Raw genomic sequence first — 20302 nt, 5'->3', positions numbered from 1 at the left:
TCGTCGTGGAGCCGGTCCGGGTGGTGGCCGCGGTGGGGTCGGGGGTCGTCGTGGAGCCGGTCCGGGTGGTGGCCGCGGCGGGGTCGGGGGTCGTCGTGGAGCCGGTCCGGGCGGTGGCCGCGGTGGGGTCCGGGATCGTCGCGGAACTGGCGCGGGAAAATTTTGAATCGGGCAAACCGGACAGTGCTGCGATTCCCGTATCGCGGAAGACTCCGTGGATTCCTTCCGAACGGCAGGTGGATTGCGATGTGGACTTTGGAAACGTAGATCGAGTCGGATCCTTCAACGTTAAAACGAAGGGAAACTTGGCGGACTCAAGCATTCCGGATGTGGAAACCGCAGCATTTAACGTCCTGTTCATGGTTGATGTGGAAGCGCGGCCTCCCGCTGGAGAGTCGATACCCGGCGCCACGGGCGCCGATGACGAACTGCGAGCCAAAGGGCTGAGCGGCAACTCGGTCGGGCTGCTCGGCAGTGCCGTCATCGGCGTCTCCACCGTCGCGCCCGTCTATTGCCTGACCTCGACCCTCGGCCCCACGGTCAGCGAGGTCGGCCTGCAGATGCCGGCCGTCTTCCTCGCCGGGTTCCTGCCGATGCTCCTGGTCGCCTTCGCGTACCGCGAACTGAACCGGGCCGTCCCCGACTGCGGCACCTCCTTCACCTGGTCGGTGAAGGCGTTCGGCCCCCGGATCGGCTGGATGTGCGGCTGGGGCCTGGTGATCGCCACCATCATCGTGCTGTCGAACCTGGCCGGCGTCGCCACCTCCTACTTCTACCTGCTGCTCGGAGAGATCACCGGCAGTGCCTCGGTGGCCGAGCTGGACGGCGACAAACCGGTCCACGTCCTGACCTGCCTGGCGTTCATCGCCATCGCCACCGTGATCAGCTACCGGGGCATGACCGCCACCAAGGGCGTCCAGTACGCCCTGGTCGGGCTCCAGCTCACGGTGCTGGCCATCTTCGTCGTCATGGCCTTCACCAAGGCCCGGTCCGGCGACTTCTCCGGCTCCATCGGGTTCTCCTGGACCTGGCTGGACCCGTTCGCCGTCGAGTCGTTCAAGGCGTTCACCGCCGGACTCTCCCTGTCGATCTTCATGTTCTGGGGCTGGGACGCCTGTCTCACCGTGAACGAGGAGACCGCCGGCAGCGCCAGGACCCCCGGCCGGGCCGCCATGCTCGCCATGGTCGTGCTCATCGGTTCCTACCTGCTGACCGCGATCGGCACCCAGATGTTCTCCGGCGTCGGGGACAAGGGCCTGGGCCTGGGCAACCCGGACACCTCCGACAACGTGTTCGCCGCCCTGGCCGACCCGGTGATGGGCTCCGTCCTCGGCGTCCTGCTGTTCGTCGCGGTCCTCGCCTCCGCCGCCGCCAGCCTGCAGACCACGTTCATCCCGGTCGCCCGCACCGTCCTGGCCATGAGCACCTACCAGGCCCTGCCGCCCTCGTACGCCCGGGTCCACCCGCGCTTCAAGTCGCCGGGCCGCGCCACCATCGCGGCCGGGGTCGCCACCGGCCTGTTCTACGCCGTGATGACCTTCCTCAGCGAGAACGTGCTCATCGACACGATCTACGCGCTCGGCCTCATGATCTGCTTCTACTACTCGATCACGGCCTTCGCCTGCGCCTGGTTCTTCCGCTCGGAGCTGCGCGGCTCCGTCCGGGACCTCTTCCTCAAGGGCGTCTTCCCGGTCCTGGGCGGGCTGCTGCTGGCCGCCGTCTTCTTCAAGACCCTGATCGACATCTGGGACCCCGCCTACGGCAGCGGCTCCTCCGTCTTCGGCGTCGGCAGCGTCTTCGTCATCGGCGTCGGCCTGCTGCTGGTCGGCGTGGTGATCATGCTGGTGATGCAGCGCCGCAGCCCCGCGTTCTTCCGCGGCGAGGTCCTGACCCGCTCCACCCCCGCCCTGGTCGTCGAGGGCTGATCCCGGCACCACCGCGTCCGCATCCGGCCACCGCCCTCGCCACCCCCCGGGTGACGAGGGCGGCCGCCGTCCCGGGCCCGGAGGCTCCGGGCCCGTCCGCATCGGCGAGGCCGGGGTGTTCCGGTCCGCGTGCCTCGGGGGCCCGGCATCCGCACGGTGCCGGCCGCTCCGCCCCGGCGACGGCCGGCTACCTCTTCCCGGCGACGGCCGGCTCCTTCTTCCTGGCGACGGCCGGCTACTCCTCCCCGATGAAGATGGGGTTGGTCAGCGCCGCCATCGGCCCCGGTATCCCCGACGCCCCACCGTCCGCCGGGGCGTGCCGGACCTCGGCGCGGACGTACGCCGCGTACGAGGCGGTGGTCTGCCACTCCACCGTCCCCGCACCGTCCGCGGGCAGCGAGGTGGTGTACAGCCGGCCCTGGTCGGTGATGAAGCGGACCGAGCAGTCGGGGCCGACGCCGGACACCTCCAGCCGGACGGTGACCGGATCCCCGGGGGCGACGCGCAGCCGGCCGCCGATCCCCGCGTGCCGGCCGCGGCCGCCCGCCGCGCCGAACGTCAGCCGCACCCGGGAGGACTCCGCGATCCAGCTGCGGCCCGCCCGGATGCCCTCCTGGATCGCGGTCCGCGTCAGGTCGTCGGCGAGCACCACGGTCTGCGGGTGGCCGACCACCTGCGGCTCCCGGTGGGCGTCGCTGTGCCCCACGGCGGGCAGCCAGCGGCGGTTCCCGCGGACGGCGGCCACCAGGGTGTTGTCCCACTCCTGGATCGTCACCTCGTCGTCCGGGGTGTACGTGCCGTTCCACACCTCCACCGCGTCGGCGTCGTTGAACCCGAACTTCCAGTTGCAGCCGACGCAGTCGCCGTGCGGATGCGCCGGGATCACCAGGCCGCCCGCCTGCCGGATCTTCCGGGCGTAACGGCCGAAGGCGTTGTCGCGGGCCCGGTAGCGCCAGTCGATGAACACCCCCGGGTCGGTACCCATGGCCACCACGTGGCCGTTGCGGGTGGTGACCTCCTCACCGGTGAGGATCAGCAGGTCGTCCCCCCACAGCCCCTCGAACGCGCGGTGGCTGGAGGTGGTGTTGTGCTCGGTGGTGGTGATGAAGTCCAGCCCGGCGGCCCGCGCCGCGGCCACCAGCTCGGCCGGGGTCCGCTTGCCGTCCGAGTGGACCGTGTGCAGATGGCTGTCGCCCCGGTACCAGGCCCGCCCGCGCCCCTTGGCCCGCTCCGGCGGGTACACCGGCTCCGGCGTGCTCCCCGGCCTGCCGTGGCGCAGGGTGATCGTCACCGCGTACTCCAGGCCCTGCGGGGCGACCGTGTAGGGACCGAGCACCACGTGCCAGGTGCCCGCGTTGACCGGGCCGGCCAGGTAGGCCGGCGTCGCGGACTCCGTGCTGATGGCGAACTCGGTGCGGGCGCCGCCCGACCAGCCGCGGAAGCCGCGCCCGCCCAGGTCGGTGCCCCGCTCGTCGAAGATGCCGATGTCGCAGGCGTTCCCCTGGGTGCCCGCGGGGACGGTGGGCCGGTCGTAGGTGTACGAGACCGCTATCTCGCGCACCCCGTGCGGCACCTCCACCGGCAGATAGACGAAGTCCGGTGAACCGGTCGGCAGATGGCCGCGGACCGTGCGGGTCTGCTCGCGCTCCCCGCCGTCCGGCGCCCGCTCGTCGGCGTGCGCGAACGTCACCGGGTCCAGCGTCAGCGCGCCCACCGCGCCGGCGAGCGCCGAGAGCCTGAGTACATCGCGTCGTTCCATCCGTGCCCCCCAGAGTCGGAAGTGCCGCGTGACACCGTTGTACGCCGATGCGACGCGCAGCGAAACGCCTGTGGATAACTCGGTGACGGGGGCGCGTACAGGCGCGCGCCCCCGGCGCGCCGCGACGTCGCCCGCCTCCGCCGGCCCGGGCGCCGCACCCGCCCCGACCGTATTCCCCGAAGCCCCCCGGAACCGCCGTGACAAGCCGCACAACCTGCCCGGCCGCTCGGACGCCGCAATGGCACAGGGCGCTCGTATGCTCGGAGAATGACCATGAGCCCGGAAGGACCTCAGTCGCCCGCGCCCACCGCCAACGCCATGCGGCGCGCCCTCAAACGCGCCCGGGACGGGGTCGCGCTGGACACCGCCGAGGCGGCGGTGCTGCTCCAGGCGCGCGGTGCGGACCTGGAGGACCTCGCGGCCTCGGCCGCCCGGGTGCGGGACGCCGGCCTGGAGGCCGCCGGGCGCCCCGGCGTCATCACCTACTCCAAGAGCGTGTTCATCCCGCTCACCCGGCTGTGCCGCGACAAGTGCCACTACTGCACCTTCGCCACCGTGCCCGGCAAGCTGCGCCGGGCCGGGCACGGGATGTTCATGTCCCCGGACGAGGTCCTGGAGATCGCCCGGCGCGGCGCCGAACTGGGCTGCAAGGAAGCCCTCATCACGCTCGGAGACAAGCCCGAGGACCGCTGGCCCGAGGCGCGCGAGTGGCTGGAAGCCGAAGGGTACGACGACACCATCGCCTACGTGCGGGCGATGGCGATCCGCATCCTGGAGGAGACCGGCCTGCTGCCGCACCTCAACCCCGGCGTGATGAGCTGGACGGACTTCCAGCGGCTCAAGCCGGTCGCCCCGTCGATGGGCATGATGCTGGAGACCACGGCGACCCGGCTGTGGAGCGAGCCGGGCGGCCCGCACCACGGCTCGCCGGACAAGGAGCCCGCCGTCCGGCTGCGGGTCCTGGAGGACGCCGGCCGCAGCTCGGTGCCGTTCACCAGCGGGCTGCTGATCGGCATCGGGGAGACCTACGAGGAGCGGGCGGAGTCGCTGTTCGCGCTGCGCCGGGTCTCCCGCGCCTACCACGGCATCCAGGAACTCATCATCCAGAACTTCCGCGCCAAGCCGGACACCGCGATGCGCGGCATGCCGGACGCCGAACTGGACGACCTGGTCGCCACCGTCGCCGTGGCCCGGCACATCATGGGCCCGTCGGGCTGCCTGCAGGCCCCGCCGAACCTGGTCGACGCCGAGTACGGGCGGCTGATCGGCGCCGGCATCGACGACTGGGGCGGGGTCTCCCCGCTCACCCCGGACCACGTCAACCCCGAGCGCCCCTGGCCGCGGATCGAGGAACTCGCCGCGCACTCCGCCGCCGCCGGCTTCCGGCTCCGCGAACGGCTCGCGGTCTACCCCGAGTTCGTCCGGCGCGGTGAGCCGTGGCTCGACCCCCGCCTGCTGCCGCACGTCACCGCCCTCGCCGAGCCGGACACCGGCCTGGCGCGGGAGGACGCCGAGGTGGTGGGCCGCCCCTGGCAGGAGCCGGAGGAGGCGTTCACCGCCACCGGCCGCACCGATCTGCACCACACCATCGACACCGAGGGCCGTACCGGCGACCGCCGGGAGGACTTCGACGAGGTGTACGGGGACTGGGCCGCGCTGCGCGAGGCGGCCGCCCCGGGGATGGCGCCCGAGCGGGTGGACGCGGACGTCCGCGCCGCGCTGGCGGTGGCCGCCGACGATCCCACCAGGCTCACCGACCCGCAGGCGCTGGCCCTGCTGCACGCCGACGGCCCGGCGCTCGACGCGCTCTGCCGTATCGCCGACGACCTGCGCCGGGACACCGTCGGCGACGAGGTGACGTACATCGTCACCCGCAACATCAACTTCACCAACGTCTGCTACACCGGCTGCCGGTTCTGCGCCTTCGCCCAGCGCCGCACCGACGCCGACGCCTACACCCTCTCCCTCGACCAGGTCGCCGACCGGGCCGAGCAGGCATGGCAGGTGGGCGCCGTCGAGGTGTGCATGCAGGGCGGCATCCACCCCGACCTGCCCGGCACCGCCTACTTCGACATCGCCCGGGCGGTGAAGGAACGCGTCCCCGGCATGCATGTGCACGCCTTCTCCCCGATGGAGGTGGTCAACGGCGCCACCCGCACCGGGATGTCCATCCGCGACTGGCTCGCCGCGGCGAAGGAGGCGGGCCTGGACAGCATCCCCGGTACCGCCGCCGAGATCCTCGACGACGAGGTCCGCTGGGTGCTCACCAAGGGCAAGCTGCCCACCGCCACCTGGGTGGAGGTGGTGAAGACGGCGCACTCGCTGGGCCTGCGCTCCTCCTCCACCATGATGTACGGCCATGTGGACCAGCCCCGCCACTGGCTGGGGCACCTGCGGCTGCTCGCCGAGATCCAGCAGGAGACCGGCGGCTTCACCGAGTTCGTCACCCTGCCGTTCATCCACACCAACGCGCCGGTCTACCTCGCCGGGATCGCCCGGCCGGGCCCCACCACGCGCGACAACCGGGCCGTCACCGCGATGGCCCGCCTCCTCCTCCACCCGCACATCCCCAACATCCAGACCAGCTGGGTCAAGCTCGGCACCGAGGGGGCGGCCGAGATGCTCCGCTCCGGGGCGAACGACCTGGGCGGCACCCTCATGGAGGAGACCATCTCCCGGATGGCCGGCTCCTCGTACGGCTCCTACCGCTCCATCCGGGACCTGGTCGCGATCGCCGACGCGGCGGGCCGCCCGGCCCGCCCGCGCACCACGACCTACGGCGAAGTCCCCGCCGAACGGCAGCAGGCGGCCCTCGCCTCCGACGGCCACCTGCCGGAGCTGCTGCCCGTCCTGGGCGACTGAGCACCGGTACGCGCCGCCCGGGGAGGAGCCGGCCGCCCGCCCCGGACAGCGCGGCCGCGGGCCCGGGCGGGCCCGGCGGTACGGCCGGGGCGGGCGGCGCGGCCGGGGCCGGTCAGGCCGCGCCCGGCTCCCGCCACATGGCGGGGATGCGGGGTGCGGAGGGCGGGGCGGGGATCATGTCGACCACCGTGAAGCCGAAGCGCTCGTAGTAGGGCACGTTCTCCGGGTCCGAGGACTCCAGGTAGGCGGGCAGGCCGAGCTGGTCGCAGCGGTTCAGACGGGAACGGAGCAGAGCGGTGCCGTGGCCCTTGCCACGGAAGCGGGGGTCGGGGTCGGTGCCCACGATCGCGAGGTACCAGTGCGGCTTGGTGGGATGGATCTTCTCCATCGCGCTGACCATCTTGTCCGCCCGGGCCGACGCGCGCCCGGACGCCCGGAGGAAGGCGGGGAGCGACAGCAGTTGCTGGCCTATCGGCTGTTTCCACAGGCCCGGCGGATCCCAGAGCGCGCCGCCGATGATTCGGCCGGTGTCCGAGGTGATGAATTCACAGGCTTTATGCCGCATGTGCTGATAGCGGAGCATGGTGGCGAACACCTTGGGTAATGCTCGTCGTCTGACGGTCGGATCGGGGAAGGTCCAACTCGCCACCGGGTCCTGTTGAAAGGCCCGGGCGAGTACTGCGGACAGTTCGCGGACGTGGTCACGCCTCACCACTGAGATCTGCAGCGCCATGGTCATGATGCTACGTGCCCCTTGCAGCGAGATATGCAAAATGAGACGGTCCGTGGTGGCCTGCGTGATGACGTCTTTCACATTCCGCGGTCGGTCCCTGCCCGTTCTCCTCCGTCCATTACAGTGCGGTGCCAGTTCACGGGCGCGAGTGCTGCGGAAAGGGGGCGAGGTCGTGACCGCAACGGGCGCAGCGGCCGCCGTATGGGGCCGTGCCGAGCAGCAGGACTTCCGGAGCCGGGTGCGTGGCTGCCTGCTGGGCGGCGCGCTGGGCGACGCGCTCGGCGCGGCCGTAGAATTCGCTTCATTGGCCGAAATTCGCGCCGAGCACGGGACCGCGGGGGTCACCGACTTCCTGCCGGCGTACGGCAGACGGGGCCGGGTCACCGACGACACCCAGATGACGCTCTTCACCGTGGACGGCCTGATCCGGGCCCAGGTGCGCCGCGACACCGGAGCCTGGCACCCGCCCACCGACATCCACTCCGCACACCGCCGCTGGTACGCCACCCAGCGCGACTGGGGCCCCGACGAGCGGAAGAAGGACGACGGCTGGCTGGCCCGCGAGGAGTGGCTGTACGCCCAGCGCGCGCCCGGCCGGGCCTGCCTGTCCGGGCTCGCCGACGACACCATGGGCACCCTCGACCGGCCCAAGAACCCCGACTCCAAGGGGTGCGGCGCGGTCATGCGGTCGGCGCCCTTCGGACTGCTGGTGGGCTGGGAGCCGCAACTGGTCTTCCAGCTCGCCATCGAGTGCGCCGCGCAGACCCACGGCCACCCCACCGGCTACCTCTCGGCCGGCGCCTTCGCCCTGATCGTGCACGGCCTGGCCCGCGGCGAGGACCTGGACGGATCGGTGCAGCGGGCACTGGCCCAGCTGGCGACCCGGCCCGGGCACCAGGAGACGACGGACGCCCTCAAGCACGCGCTCGGCGCGGTCCGCCAGGGACTGCCGACCCCGGAGCGGGTGGAATCCCTCGGCGAGGGCTGGACCGGCGAAGAGGCGCTGGCGATCGGCGTCTACTGCGCCCTGGTCGCCGAGGACGTACGGCACGGACTGCTGCTCGCCGTCAACCACGGCGGGGACAGCGACTCCACCGGCTCGATCTGCGGGAACCTGCTGGGGGCGCTGCACGGCGAGACGGCGCTGCCGCCCGCCTGGCTGGCGGAGGTCGAGGGCCGCGCGACCATCCTGGAACTGGCGGACGACTTCGCCATGGAGATGACGCAGGGCCCGGCGCTGCACGGTCCGGCCGCCTCCGCCTCGGCCTGGCTGGCGCGCTACCCGCGCGCCTGACCACCACCCCCCGCGTGCCTGACCGCCGCCCGCGCCCGGCCCGCCCCGGCGCGGGGCGGTGCGGTGCGTGGGGCGCTTGGCGCGGGGCCCGGGAGCGTGGTGCGCGGGACGGCTCCGGCGCGGGGCGCGGCGTACCGGACGGCTCCGGCGCGGTGCGCGGGCGCGGCTAACCGGACGGCTCCGGCGCGGGCCCGGCGTACCGACGGCTCAGGGCGCCGGGCTCGGCGCGCGGCGTACCGGACGGCACCGGCCAAGTGCCCCCGCCCCGACCTGAATCCGGGCACCCGGCACGTCCGGCGACCGGTTGGCGTAACGTGAGGGAACTGGTGTGCGGTGGCCGGTCCGGCCGCCGAAGGATGATCGGCGGGGGCCGGGAGGCACGGTGCCTCCACCCACCGCGCCCTGAAGGATGGCCCTGTGACCACGACGCCTCAGCCGCCCGACGAGCCCTCGCTCCCGGACGACGTATGGGAGAAGTTCGAGCACGACACCCTCGCGTCCATACGCGCCACCGCGCCCAAGGAACCGTCGGCCCGGGCCCGGATGGTCACCGCCCGGTTCCGGGAGGAGGAGGAGCAGGCCGCCATCCGGGGCGCCGAGCGGATGCGGTCCGGACCCAAACCGTCCTACCGGACGCGGCGACGGACCGAGAAGGTGCGGCGGGAACTGCGGACCGAGCCGGAGCGGCCGGTGTGGCGGGGCCACGAGCGGCGCCGGCACCGGGGGTTCCTGGACCGCTGGCGGCTGCCCATCGTGATCGTGCTGACCCTGGCGGTCGGGGCGCTGGTGCTGAACCCACTGGGCGTGCTCTCCCCGCTGCTGGGCATCGGGGACTCCGCCGACGACGGGCCGCGCGCCGCCGCCCCGCCGGAACCCGGTGACGAGCCCACCGGGCCGGCCTCCCCGGCCGGCAGCTCACCGGTCACCAGCGACCGGGCCTTCCCCGACCGCACGGTCCGGCTCCGCTCCGGTACGGAGCACCGACGGCTGACCACGGCGACCACCGACGACTGCCGGCGGGCGGTGAGCCCGAACCTCGCCGCGCTGATCGCCGAGGGCAAGGGCTGCCTCCAGGTGACCTCCGCGCTCTACACCGACCGGGACCGGGCGCAGTTCACCGTCTCGGTCCTCACCTTCCGGCGCGCGGACGACCTGGCGGCCGTGCTGGCCAAGGCGTCCACCGACCCGGTCGGCCACCAGGTGCTGCCGCTCGCCCCGCCGACCGGCTCCGGACTGGCCAGGCTCACCGCGGAGACGCCCGGTGTCTTCCAGGGCGGGACGACCGCCCGCTCGGTGGTGATCGCCACCGGCCGGCCGAGCGACGGGCGCGCCGGGGACACGGAGTCCCTCAGCCGGGACGGCGGCGAACTGCTGGCGTACGTACGGGAGAACGTGGCCGCACACGAGCGGGGCGAGGGCGCGCGGCAGGAGGAGCCGACCACCCAGGTGTGACCCACCCGCCGGGGGCCGGATTCCCGGCGCCGTACCCGGCCCGATACCCGGCGTCGTACCCGACCGGATGCCTGTTCCGCGGCCCGGCCCCGTGCCCGCCCCGATGCCGGGTCCCATGCCCGCCCCGATACCCGTTCCGCGGCCCGGGCACCCGGCCCGGGCACCCGGCCCGAAAGCCCGGCGGGCGGCCTGGCTCCGGAGGCCGGCGGTGCGGCCGGGCACCGGGAGCCCGGCGGGTGGGCCTGGCTCCGGCTATCCGGCCGAGTGGCCGCGGAGCGCCTTGGACAGCCGCCGCAGCCCCTCGGTGATCTCCGCCGGCGTGTGCGTCACGAACGACAGCCGCAGCGTGGCCGGATCGGGGTCGCTCGCGAAGAACGGCGCCCCCGGCACGTACGCCACGTCGTGGGCCACCGCGTCACGCAACGCGGCGGTCGCGTCGTACCCCGGCGGCAGCGACGCCCACACGAACATGCCGCCCTCCGGTTCGTTCCACCGCGAACCCTCGGGCAGCGCCTCGCCCAGCCCCGCCAGCAGCGCGTCCCGCCGCTCCCGGTACGCGTCGCGCACCATCGCGAGGTGCGCGTCGAGGTCGGTGTCGGACAGATAGCGCGCGGCGGCCAGCTGGTTCACCGTCGGAGTGTGCAGATCGGCGGCCTGCTTGGCGATCACACAGGCGCGGCGCAGCACCGCCGGGCCGCGCAGCCAGCCCAGCCGCAGCCCCGGCGCCATGATCTTGGAGAGGCTGCCGGTGAGAACCGTCCGGTCGGCCGCCTCCGGGTAGGCGGCTATCCAGGGGGTCGCCTCGCCGGCGAACCGCAGCTCCCCGTACGGGTCGTCCTCGACGATCCACAGCCCGTGCCGCTCCGCCACCGAGGCCACCGCCTGCCGCCGGTCCGCGGGCAGGGTGCGCCCCGTGGGGTTCTGGAAGGTCGGGATGGTGTAGAGGAGCTTGGGGCGCTCGGCCACCACCAACTCCTCCAGCGCCACCGGGTCCAGCCCCTCGTCGTCGGACGGCACCGGGACGATCCGCGCGCCCGCGAACTGGAAGCACTGCAGCGCCGCGAGATAGGTCGGCGCCTCGACCAGCACCACGTCACCGGGCTCCAGCAGCGCGGCCGTCAGCAGTGACAGGGCCTGCTGGGAACCGGTGGTGACGACCAGGTCGGCGGCGTCGGTGGGCAGCCCGCGAGCCGTCAGCCGAGCCGCCGCCGCGGCCCGCAGCCCCGGGTCGCCCTCACTGGTGGAGTACTGGAGCGCCGACCGCGGCGCCTCGTCGAGGACGGCGTGGAAGGCGGCGGCCATCCCGGCGGTGTCGAACAGCTCGGGCGCGGGCAGGCCGCCGGCGAAGGAGATCACCTCGGGCCGGGCGGTGAGGGCGAGGATGTCGCGCACCGGGGAGCCGGCGACCGCGGTCGCACGGGAAGCGAGAGGGGGAACGTCGGCACGCATGGTGGGCTCCTTCGCGCTGGCACTCGTGTCGAGGTGCTCGGGTGCACCGAGCCTACGAAGGAAGCTGCTGCCTGCAAGTACTTTGTCCGGGATGTGGTCAACGATTCCGCGCCCCACCCGCCACCTGCCGGCCGACCGATCGGAATCGCATTTCCGAAAGCAGGTGACACGACGGCGAATTGCGCGGCGGCGATCACCCCATGGAGCGTGTCGCCGCGGAGAAATGCGACGAGCCCTCTCGGCAGGGACGGCGACCGTCGAGAGGGCCCGTTCGGGTGGTGCTGCGGCGAGCGTCGCGGAGATCAATCGATGTCGAACGCTCCGCCCGACACCTCCGTGACGAACGCGGCCCACGCCTCGGGGGCGAAGCTGAGCGCCGGTCCCTGCGGGTCCTTGGAATCGCGGACGGCGACCGCCTGGGTGGTGGGGGACTTCACTTCCACGCAGGCGCCGTTGCCGCCCGAGTAGGAGGATTTCATCCAAGCGTTCTGCATTCCCAGCTGAATAGACACGTCTACTCCGATGCGTTCGAAAGGTGTGATTTCGCCTCGTGAGGAGGTGTGATCGACACTACTCGGCAACTTCCGTGTCGGGATGGGCAGTTCACTCGACAGGATGGCTTATCTCTCCTGTCCCTTCCGCATCGGCGGCGGACCGGTGTACTCTCCGCCGCCGATACCGGGCAGGCGGTCAGCCGGAGATGGCGCGGCTCAGATGGTCCCGCGCGACCTCGGAGATGAACTGCCTGCTCTGGTCGACGTTGAGAGCCTGGGCGCGCAGATGCTCGTACATCATGCTGTAGCTCTGCACATCGGAGAGCTTCTCCAGGTACAGGTCGCTGGTCACGCCTTCCAGATAGACCACGCTGGTGTCCGACTCATCGGAGAACTCCAGAATGGTGAACTGGCCGCTCATCCCCGGATGCGACCCCATGTCGAACGGCAGCGCCTGCACCGTCACATGCGGCTCGTGGCTCATCCGCACCAGATACTCCAGCTGGTCGCTCATGATCTGCGAGCTGCCCACCACCCGGCGCATCGCCGACTCGTCCACCACGACCCACAGGCGCAGCGGGGCCAGCGGATCGGTGATGCGTTCCTGCCTCCGCAACCGCACCTGCACGCGCTGGGCCAGCTGGTCCGGCGGAGCCTCCGGGAGCGCCCCGCCGATCACCGCTTCGGCGTACTCCGGTGTCTGCAGCAGACCGGGCAGGATCTGCGGCTCGTACACCCGCAGCGACGCCGCGTCCGTCTCGAACCCGATGTAGACGCTGTACGGGACGTCGCCGAAGGCGTTCCACCAGCCCTGCTGGCGGGACTCCTTGGCCATTTGCATCAGCGACTCGACGAGGTGCTTGTCCTCGACCTTGTAGACCCGGCACAGGTCGCGCACGTCGCGCTGGCTGATGCTGCGGCGGCCGTTCTCCAGGCGGCTGATCTTCGACTGGGAGACCATCAGCTCCTCGGCCACCTCCTCCGCCGTCATGCCCTTCTCCTGGCGGAGTCTGCGCAGTTCTTGGCCCAACCGGCGTCGCCGAACGGTGGGGCCGACGTTGGACGTCACGGGACGTGCACCTCCGGCTTCGTACTGCTGCCTGATACTGATCAGCAGCCTGCCACCAACGGTCCGCGCCGCGCTGGGAAACGGCCGCACAGGGTGCCCGGGCGGGCACGGTCGGCGACCTCGCGGGCGGTGCGGCGGGCCGGTGCCGCCGCGCGGGCGCGGCCGGCCGGTCCGGCCGCCCGCGCGCTCCGGTGGGCGGGGCGCCGTACCAGGGCATGCGCGCGGGGCGGCGGGCCGGCCGTCGTCCGTGGCGGCCGGCCCACCGCCCCGCGCTGGTGCAGCGGCTCCCGTACCGGGTCGGTGGGGACTGCGGTGCGGTCGGTGGAGCGGAAATCCGTGTGGTGCCGTGGTGCTGCGTGGTGCTGCCGTGCGCCAGGGGGTACGTCACCGGGTGCCCGGTCGCGCTGCCGCGTCCGTGCGGTGCCGTGGCCCGTGCCGCCGCGCCCGATGCCCCGGCGCCGCCCGGCGGTGCCGTGCGGGCCGACTGACGTCCGGTGCGGTGTCATCGCCGCGTCCGGGGCCACGAGTGCCCTGGAATCGCGCTGGAGATGAACGTCCGGCGAATTCCCGTCGTGGTCGCGGACGGATCCTCAGCGGGCCCCGACGCGGGCCATGCTGCCGCGCCGCATGGGCTGCTGTGGAACCCCGGCCGCCGGTTCGCGCACGGCGCTCTGACGCCCCGTGCCCGCGCCGCGCCGTGGCTGGGCCGCGACCCCGTTCTGGACGTCCATGACGGCGTGCGCCACCAGACCGCCCATCGGGTCGTGCCTGATCAGATCCCGCAGCCGGGAGCGCGAGGAGCGCCCCTCGTTACCGGGATACAGGTGCTTGCCGAGCCCGACCGCGTGGGCCAGGGCGGCGAGCGCCGCGGTCCGCGGGTCCGGCGGTACGCCGGTACGGATCGCGTTGTCCAGCCGGGCCCTGATCTCCCGGCTGATGGCCGTGTCGGTCGCCTGGTAGCGAGTCGTCGGCAGAACCCCGCACATCTGCCCGGCCACGGCATGCACCATGCCGCACCGCTCCAGGTGTGTGAGGTACGTCTGGCGCAGCCCCAGCCGGGGCCCGCCGATCCAGTGGACGGCCCGCACCGGGCTGCCGCGCCGGCGCAGCAACTCGAGCGCGGAGTCCAATGTCGGATCTCCGGTCGGCCGTGGCAGCACCACGGCGATACGATCCCCGTCTGGGGCTATCCGTCCTGCCAGAGCCAGCTCCACTAGCTGTGCCCCGGCGAGGCCGAGGTCGAGCGACTGCGGCTGCGCCGTGGTACCCGTGGTCGGGTCCAAAGCGAGCAGCAGAAGCTCCTCCGGAATTGTTCTGCGGCTCCTGCCCATCCATGCCTCCCCGCGTGGATGAATGACAGGGTGACCCCTCTCACATTGGTCTGTCGAGAGTGCGTGGGGGGTTCGGACGGGAACCGGTAGGTATGTCGTTCTCGTCTAGCACGGGGGCGAGGCCCTCGGCGGACGTCGGGGCAGCGCGGCTGCGCGGATGTGCCGCGCGGACACAGGACACTGGTACACGGATGACTGCGGGACGGCGCCAGGAACCGGCGCCGTCCCGCGTGAGGCATGGCGAGGAGGCATCGGTGGCGGGCGAGTCCCCCGACACGTCGGAGCAGCAGAAGTCGTCGGGGGAGACGACTCGGGGCGAACAGGACCCGCGGCTCGCGGTCTTCCGGGAAGCGGGCGAGTCCCGTGAGGCGGAGGACTCCCTTGACGCGGAGCGGCCCCAGGAAGCGGAACGGTCCGAGGGTGCGGAATCGTCCGGCGACGCGCCGGAGCCCGCCGACGGGACGGACGGCGAGCGGACGGCCGAGGGTGCCGGGCCGGACTCCGGCGGGACGCCCGCCGACCGGGCGACCGCGGTGTTCCGGACCGTACGGCCGGGCCGGGCGGCGGACCGCGACGCGGACCCGGACCCCGGTCCGGCGGACGACGGCGCCGCACCGCGCGCCGAGGCCGACGAGCCGCGGCCGGAAGCGGAAGCGGAATCCGATTCGGCGGACGCTCCGGGCGACGACGTTCGCGATGGCGAATCCGCGACGACCGGCGCCGACCGGGACGGCACGGCGGACGCGGCGGCCGGCGACGCCGGTGAGCACAGCGAGCGCCCGGCCGCCGGGCGGCTGCCGGTGCGCCCCGGCGCCCGCAGCGACGCCACGGCCGCGGCGGACGGCGGCGACGGCGACGGCGAGGACGCCGAGCGCGCGGAGGCGCGTGGCGCGGACGACGACGCCGACGACGGCGAGGGCGCGAAGGCGTCCCCGCCCGGCGAAGGCGGCGACGCCCGCCTCCGGGCCGCGGTGGCCGCCTGGGTCTCCGGGACGTCCGAGGACTCGGCCGACGCGGAGGACTCCGGCAGCCCGGAGGGAACCGGGAACGGGTCGACCAGGGGTGGGAACGCGGCCGAGCGGCCGGAATCCGGGTCCACGGCGGACCGGGACTCCTCTTCTTCTTCCGAGGCGTCTCCTTCCGAGGCGTCCCGGGCGGCTGACGCCGCGCCGGGTGACGACACCAGGACGATGGCCTTCGGGACGCTGCGGCAGAAGTCCGCCGAGCCCCCGGCCGACCAGGCGACGGCCGTCTTCGGCACGGTGCGGACGCCCGGGTCGGAGACCGGTTCCGCGGCGGGTTCGCCGGAGCGGCGGGCCGCGGACCGCGCCACCGCCTTCTTCGGCGCGGTACGGCCCAAGGCCCCGGCCGACGCGGAAGCGGAAGCCGATGCGGAAGCACCGGAGACCACCGGGACGACCGGGAACGGGGCGGCCGCGCGGCGTGCCACCGACCAGGCGACGGCGTTCTTCGGCGCGGTGCGGCAGCCCCGCACCCCCGACCCGGCGGAGGACGGCGGTGAGCCCGGGTCCGGCGGCGACGGCGACCCGGACGGCACCGGCACGCCCTCCACCGACCGGGACGGCACCACCGACCGGAAGCGGGAGGCGGCGCGGGACGACCGGGCCGACGGGGACCGCGAGTCCGCCGCCGACCGGGACGGCGAGGCCGCGGGCGGCGGCAAGGCCGACGCCGGGGGCGCAAACAAGGCCGAGGCCGTAAAGAAGGCCGAGACCGCGAAGAAGGCCCAGGCCGAGAAGACCGACCGCGGTGCCGAGAAGACCCGTCGTGCCGACGAGGACGCCGACGAGGCCCCCGGCCGCGACGGCAAGGGCGGCACGGACGGCAAGACGGTCGGCAAGGCGGCCGCCGGGCGGGACGGCGGGGACACCGGCGACGACAAGAAGGCGACGGACCGCGCGGGCAAGGCGGCCGGTGGCACCGGGAAGCGGGCCGCCGACCAGCCGACCACCGCGCTCAAGGCGCTGGGCACCCCGGACGGCTCCGCCGCCGAGCCCGCGCGACCTGCCGCCGGACCGGGTGGCCGGCCCAGCACCTTCGTTCCGCTGCGGTCGGCCGACGACCCGGAGACCGGCCGGAAGCCGGCGGACGGGAACGAGCGGGCCGGCGCGGCGGCCGGGACGTCCGCGCCGGCGCCGGCGGCGGACGGGAAGCCGTCCGGTGGGCCGCTGCCGGAGTCCGAGCGGACCAAGCAGCAGCCGCTGCCGCCCGCCGGTGAGCCCGCGCCGCTGGATCTGCTGGCCCAGCTGACCAACACCCCGCCGCCGCCGGAGACCCCGGTGCGCACCGCCGTCCGGCGGGTCAAGATCTGGACGCCGCTGGTCCTGCTGCTGCTGATCGTCTTCTGCACGGTGCAGGCGATGCGCCCGCTGCCGGAGCCGGAGCTGCGGTCCGCGGGGCAGACCTCCTTCACCTTCGAGGGCGACGCGTTCGCGATGCCGTGGCCGGGCGAGGGCCAGGCGGCGGCGCTCGTCGAGGGGGTGGGCAGTCTGGGCGCGTACGGCCCGCAGAAGCCGGTGCCGATCGCCAGTGTCACCAAGGTGATGACCGCCTACGTGGTGCTGAAGGGCCACCCGCTGAAGCCGGACGAGAAGGGCACCAGCATCGCCATCGACGCGCAGGCGGGCAGCGAGTCGAACGCGCAGGACGAGTCCCGGGTGCCGGTGGAGAAGGGGCAGAAGTACAGCCTCCGCCAGATGCTGGAGATGACGATGATCCCGTCGGGGAACAACGTCGCCCGGCAGCTCGCCCGCTGGGACGCGGGCAGTGAGGCGGCGTTCGTGAAGAAGATGAACGCCACCGCCAAGGAGCTGGGGATGACCCACACCACCTACACCGACCCCAGCGGCCTGAAGTCCACCACCCGGAGCACCGCGGTCGACCAGCTCAAGCTGGCCAGCGCGGTGATGAAGATCGAGACGTTCCGGAAGATCGTGGCGACCCCGGACATCGAGATCCCGGGCGTGGGCCGGATCTTCAACAACAACAAGCTGGTGGCGGACCCGGACCTGGTGGTGCGCGGCATCAAGACGGGGTCCAGCACCCCGGCGGGCGGTGCCCTGATGTGGGCGACGTACCGCACCGTGGGTGAGAAGGACCGGCTGGTGCTCGGCGTCACCCTGGACCAGCACACCAGCAGCACCGACCCCAACGCCCATCTGCAGCTGGTCCTGGACAAGTCCGAGGAGCAGATCAGGGCGGTGCGCGGGGCGCTGACGGCCGCGACCCTGGTGAAGAAGGGCCAGGTCGTCGGGGAGGTCGACGACGGTCTGGGCGGCACCACCCCGGTGGTGGCCACCAAGGACCTGGCGGGCGCCGGGTGGCCGGGGCTGAAGGCCGGCTTCACGCTGACGGTCGGCCCCGAGGGGCTGCCGCACTCGGCGAAGGCGGGCACCGTGGTGGGTCACCTGACCGTGGGCACCGGCCCCGGCAAGGCGACCGTGCCGGTGGCGCTGCAGAAGGATCTGGCGGAGCCGTCGTTCGGCGCCAAGCTGACGCGGATCTCCTGACCGGGACGCGGTGGGCGCGTCCGCCCGGCGGTGCCGCCGCGGCGGTCCGGGAGACCACTCCCCGGACCGCCGTGGCGGCACTCCGCGGGCAGATGGGAGCAGGGTCACTCGTACGGGTGATACCTGCGGGATCCGTGCGGTCACCGCCTCGGGTGGGGCGACGCCGCACCCGCCGCGGGGCACCGGCGAGGCCGCCCTGCGGAGCGTCGGGGCCGCCACGCGTGCTAGCGTCGCCAGGTCCCCCTGGTGCGTCCCGGCCTGCCGGCCGGGTGTCCGCGCGGGGCACCGGACCAGCGTTGAACAGTGGGGGAGACCTCGGGGAAAGACGGGGAGAGCCGCAGTGACGACCGTGGAGCCGACACGGGCCGAGAAGAGCGGTAGCCGGGCGGAAGGCGCCGCCGGGCGAATACGAGTACCCGCACAACGCAGATCGGGGCAGGACGGGGAGAGCGGCGGGAGCGAACCCGACGGCGAGACCTCGGCCGCGGCTCAGCGCACCGAAGCCCGACGTGGCTGGCCGGGGCGTATCCGGAGCGTAGTGTTCCATCCTGTGCCCGCCGCATTGATCTTCGCCGCGATGCTGCATGTGCTGTGGGTCGCGCTGCTGGCCAACAGCGGCGGTGACCTGGCGGCGCAGGACGCCTGGGCGGAGTTCGCCCTCCAGCACCCGGACCGTGCCTACAACCTGTCCTGGTACGGCGGCATGCACCCGGTGTCGTACAGCGTGATCTCGCCGTACCTCATGGCGGTGCTGGGCGTCCGGACCACGATGATGATCGCCGGCACCATCTCCGCCGGTCTGCTCGCGCTGCTGCTGGTCCGCGCCCGGGTGGTCACCCGCCCGCTGTGGCCCGCCCTGTACGGGACGCTGGCGCTGGTCTGCAACGCGATCTCCGGCCGGGTCACCTTCGGCCTGGGAACCATGTTCGGCCTGGGCGCGATCGCGGTGATCTTCGCCTGGCCGACCAAGTGGCGCAGCCGGAACTGGGGCCACAAGGCCGGCCGGTTCCTGGCGGCGGCCGTGCTGGCCGCCCTGGCGACCATGTCCAGCCCGGTGGCCGGGCTCTTCGTCGGTGTGGTGGCGGCCGCCCTGTGGCTCACCCGCCGCCGCCCCGCCGCGTACGCGATCGGCGTCACCCCGGTGCTGGTGGTGGCCGTGTCCTCGTACCTCTTCCCGTTCTCCGGGAAGCAGCCGATGATCTTCTGGTCGACGCTGCTGCCGTGCTGGACCGCCGCCGCCATCTTCTTCTGCGCGCCCAAGCAGTGGCGCACGATCCGGGTCGGTGCCGCGCTGTACGGCATCGGGGTGCTGCTGGTGTGGGCGATCCCCTCGCAGATCGGCACCAACATCACCCGCCTCGGCATGATCTTCGGCGGTGTGGTGCTGTGCGCCATGCTGGTCGACCAGCAGCGGCCCACCACCGTCGAGGAGGTGCGCCGCACCCCGCAGGGCCGCAAGTGGCTGGCGGTGGTGCTGTCGCTGGCGATGATCAGCATCTGGCAGCTGGTGAAGACCGTCGACGACATCATCCACACCACGCCGGCCGCGGCCTGGAACCGCGAGCTGGCCCCGCTGATCGACCAGCTCGACCGGGTCGACGCCAACCGCGGCCGGGTCGAGGTGGTCCCGGTGCGCAGTCACCGCGAGGCCTCCGCGCTCGCGCCCTACGTCAATCTGGCCCGCGGCTGGAACCGGCAGGCGGACCTGGAGCGCAACCCGATCTTCTACGAGGACGACAAGCCGCTCGACCCGGACGAGTACCACGACTGGCTCCACCGCTGGGCCGTGCACTACGTGGTGCTGCCCAAGGACGATCCGGACGTGTGGGCCTACCCGGAGGCGGACCTGCTCACCGCAGGCGTGCCGTATCTGCACGAGGTCTGGTCGGACTCCAACTGGAAGCTGTACAAGGTCGCCGACCCGACGCCGATCGCCGACCCGCCCGCCACCGTGCGGCGCGCCGGTGCCGACGAGCTGGTCATCGACGTGGAGTCGGAGGGCCCGGTGCTCATCCGCATCCCCTACTCGCCGTGGCTGGGTCTGGTGGATGCCGAGGGCGAAGGGCTCAAGGGCCCCAAGCCGGTGGTGGACGGCGGACCGCCGGTCAACACCAGGGGCTGCCTGACCAAGCAGGTGCAGGAGGCCGAGGAGGGGGAGCCGGAGGACGAGTGGACCGTGCTGCACGCCCCGAGCCCCGGCACGTACCGGATCGCGGCGCCCTACCAGTTCCCGCGCGGCACGCCCTGCCCGGACGACATGGTCGACTGACCGGACGGCCCACCGGGCCGCCCGGCCCGGGGCCCGCCCCGCGCGGGCGGCCCCGGTGCGCCGGCGGGCCGCGCACGGCACGGAATGTGCCCGGCGGAGTGCGGACCGCTACCCTGCCTCGTCCGACCCCTGGCG

Annotated in this window: 12 protein-coding genes; 6 read left to right on the top strand and 6 right to left on the bottom strand. The window is 73.2% G+C overall.

Annotation, left to right across the window (positions count from 1 at the left end; all coding sequences use genetic code 11):
• Positions 1–359: 359 nt before the first annotated feature.
• Positions 360–1925, top strand: coding sequence for an APC family permease (locus ACH4B3_RS04560; protein ID WP_398461218.1), 1566 nt, complete (start codon positions 360–362; stop codon positions 1923–1925).
• 235 nt (positions 1926–2160) lie between these two features.
• Here the strand turns inward: ACH4B3_RS04560 and ACH4B3_RS04555 are convergent, their stop codons facing one another.
• The gene (locus tag ACH4B3_RS04555; RefSeq protein ID WP_398461217.1) at positions 2161–3684 is read right to left on the bottom strand and encodes a CehA/McbA family metallohydrolase; all 1524 of its coding nucleotides are present in this window, start codon (positions 3682–3684) and stop codon (positions 2161–2163) included.
• Between the two features lie 273 nt (positions 3685–3957).
• Between ACH4B3_RS04555 and ACH4B3_RS04550 the strand changes: the two genes are divergently transcribed.
• Positions 3958–6546: a bifunctional FO biosynthesis protein CofGH gene (locus tag ACH4B3_RS04550; RefSeq protein WP_398461582.1), complete on the top strand. Its 2589-nt coding sequence runs from the start codon at positions 3958–3960 to the stop codon at positions 6544–6546.
• 112 nt (positions 6547–6658) lie between these two features.
• On the opposite strand, the gene ACH4B3_RS04545 is transcribed toward ACH4B3_RS04550, so the two are convergent.
• Positions 6659–7279 carry a GNAT family N-acetyltransferase gene (locus ACH4B3_RS04545; protein WP_398461216.1) on the bottom strand — a complete coding sequence of 207 codons (621 nt, stop codon included), beginning with the start codon at positions 7277–7279 and terminating at the stop codon, positions 6659–6661.
• Positions 7280–7451: 172 nt separating this feature from the next.
• Between ACH4B3_RS04545 and ACH4B3_RS04540 the strand changes: the two genes are divergently transcribed.
• Positions 7452–8573, top strand: coding sequence for an ADP-ribosylglycohydrolase family protein (locus ACH4B3_RS04540; protein ID WP_398461215.1), 1122 nt, complete (start codon positions 7452–7454; stop codon positions 8571–8573).
• A 417-nt stretch (positions 8574–8990) separates the two neighbouring features.
• Positions 8991–10025, top strand: coding sequence for a hypothetical protein (locus ACH4B3_RS04535; protein WP_398461214.1), 1035 nt, complete (start codon positions 8991–8993; stop codon positions 10023–10025).
• 252 nt (positions 10026–10277) lie between these two features.
• On the opposite strand, the gene ACH4B3_RS04530 is transcribed toward ACH4B3_RS04535, so the two are convergent.
• The 4 genes from ACH4B3_RS04530 to ACH4B3_RS04515 form a co-directional block, all read right to left on the bottom strand.
• Complete coding sequence (locus ACH4B3_RS04530; RefSeq protein ID WP_398461213.1) at positions 10278–11474, bottom strand: PLP-dependent aminotransferase family protein; 1197 nt, start codon at positions 11472–11474, stop codon at positions 10278–10280.
• A gap of 302 nt (positions 11475–11776) precedes the next feature.
• A complete protein-coding gene (locus ACH4B3_RS04525) occupies positions 11777–11986 on the bottom strand; it encodes a DUF397 domain-containing protein (RefSeq protein WP_398461212.1) in 210 nt (69 codons plus the stop codon).
• Between the two features lie 178 nt (positions 11987–12164).
• On the bottom strand, positions 12165–13037 hold the full coding sequence (locus ACH4B3_RS04520) for a helix-turn-helix domain-containing protein (protein WP_398461211.1): 873 nt from the start codon (positions 13035–13037) through the stop codon (positions 12165–12167).
• A gap of 590 nt (positions 13038–13627) precedes the next feature.
• Positions 13628–14368, bottom strand: a complete 741-nt coding sequence (locus ACH4B3_RS04515) for a GPP34 family phosphoprotein (protein ID WP_398461210.1) — start codon at positions 14366–14368, stop codon at positions 13628–13630.
• A 254-nt stretch (positions 14369–14622) separates the two neighbouring features.
• Here ACH4B3_RS04515 and ACH4B3_RS04510 point away from each other — a divergent pair, with 254 nt between their 5' ends.
• Complete coding sequence (locus ACH4B3_RS04510) at positions 14623–17898, top strand: D-alanyl-D-alanine carboxypeptidase (protein WP_398461209.1); 3276 nt, start codon at positions 14623–14625, stop codon at positions 17896–17898.
• Positions 17899–18238: 340 nt separating this feature from the next.
• The gene (locus ACH4B3_RS04505; RefSeq protein WP_398461208.1) at positions 18239–20167 is read left to right on the top strand and encodes an MFS transporter; all 1929 of its coding nucleotides are present in this window, start codon (positions 18239–18241) and stop codon (positions 20165–20167) included.
• Positions 20168–20302 lie beyond the last annotated feature (135 nt).

The sequence above is a fragment of the Streptomyces sp. NPDC018031 genome (genome assembly GCF_044327625.1).
In the GTDB taxonomy this organism is placed as follows: Bacteria; Actinomycetota; Actinomycetes; order Streptomycetales; family Streptomycetaceae; genus Streptomyces.
The sequence above is the reverse complement of the archived record's forward strand: the minus strand, read 5'-3'. Positions and strand labels throughout refer to the sequence as shown.

Excerpts from the sequence above, each read along its gene's own strand:
- ACH4B3_RS04560 (WP_398461218.1), top strand. The coding sequence starts at position 360 with ATGGTTGATGTGGAAGCGCGGCCTCCCGCTGGAGAGTCGATACCCGGC.
- ACH4B3_RS04555 (WP_398461217.1), bottom strand. The coding sequence starts at position 3,684 with ATGGAACGACGCGATGTACTCAGGCTCTCGGCGCTCGCCGGCGCGGTG.
- ACH4B3_RS04550 (WP_398461582.1), top strand. The coding sequence starts at position 3,958 with ATGAGCCCGGAAGGACCTCAGTCGCCCGCGCCCACCGCCAACGCCATG.
- ACH4B3_RS04545 (WP_398461216.1), bottom strand. The coding sequence starts at position 7,279 with ATGGCGCTGCAGATCTCAGTGGTGAGGCGTGACCACGTCCGCGAACTG.
- ACH4B3_RS04530 (WP_398461213.1), bottom strand. The coding sequence starts at position 11,474 with ATGCGTGCCGACGTTCCCCCTCTCGCTTCCCGTGCGACCGCGGTCGCC.
- ACH4B3_RS04515 (WP_398461210.1), bottom strand. The coding sequence starts at position 14,368 with ATGGGCAGGAGCCGCAGAACAATTCCGGAGGAGCTTCTGCTGCTCGCT.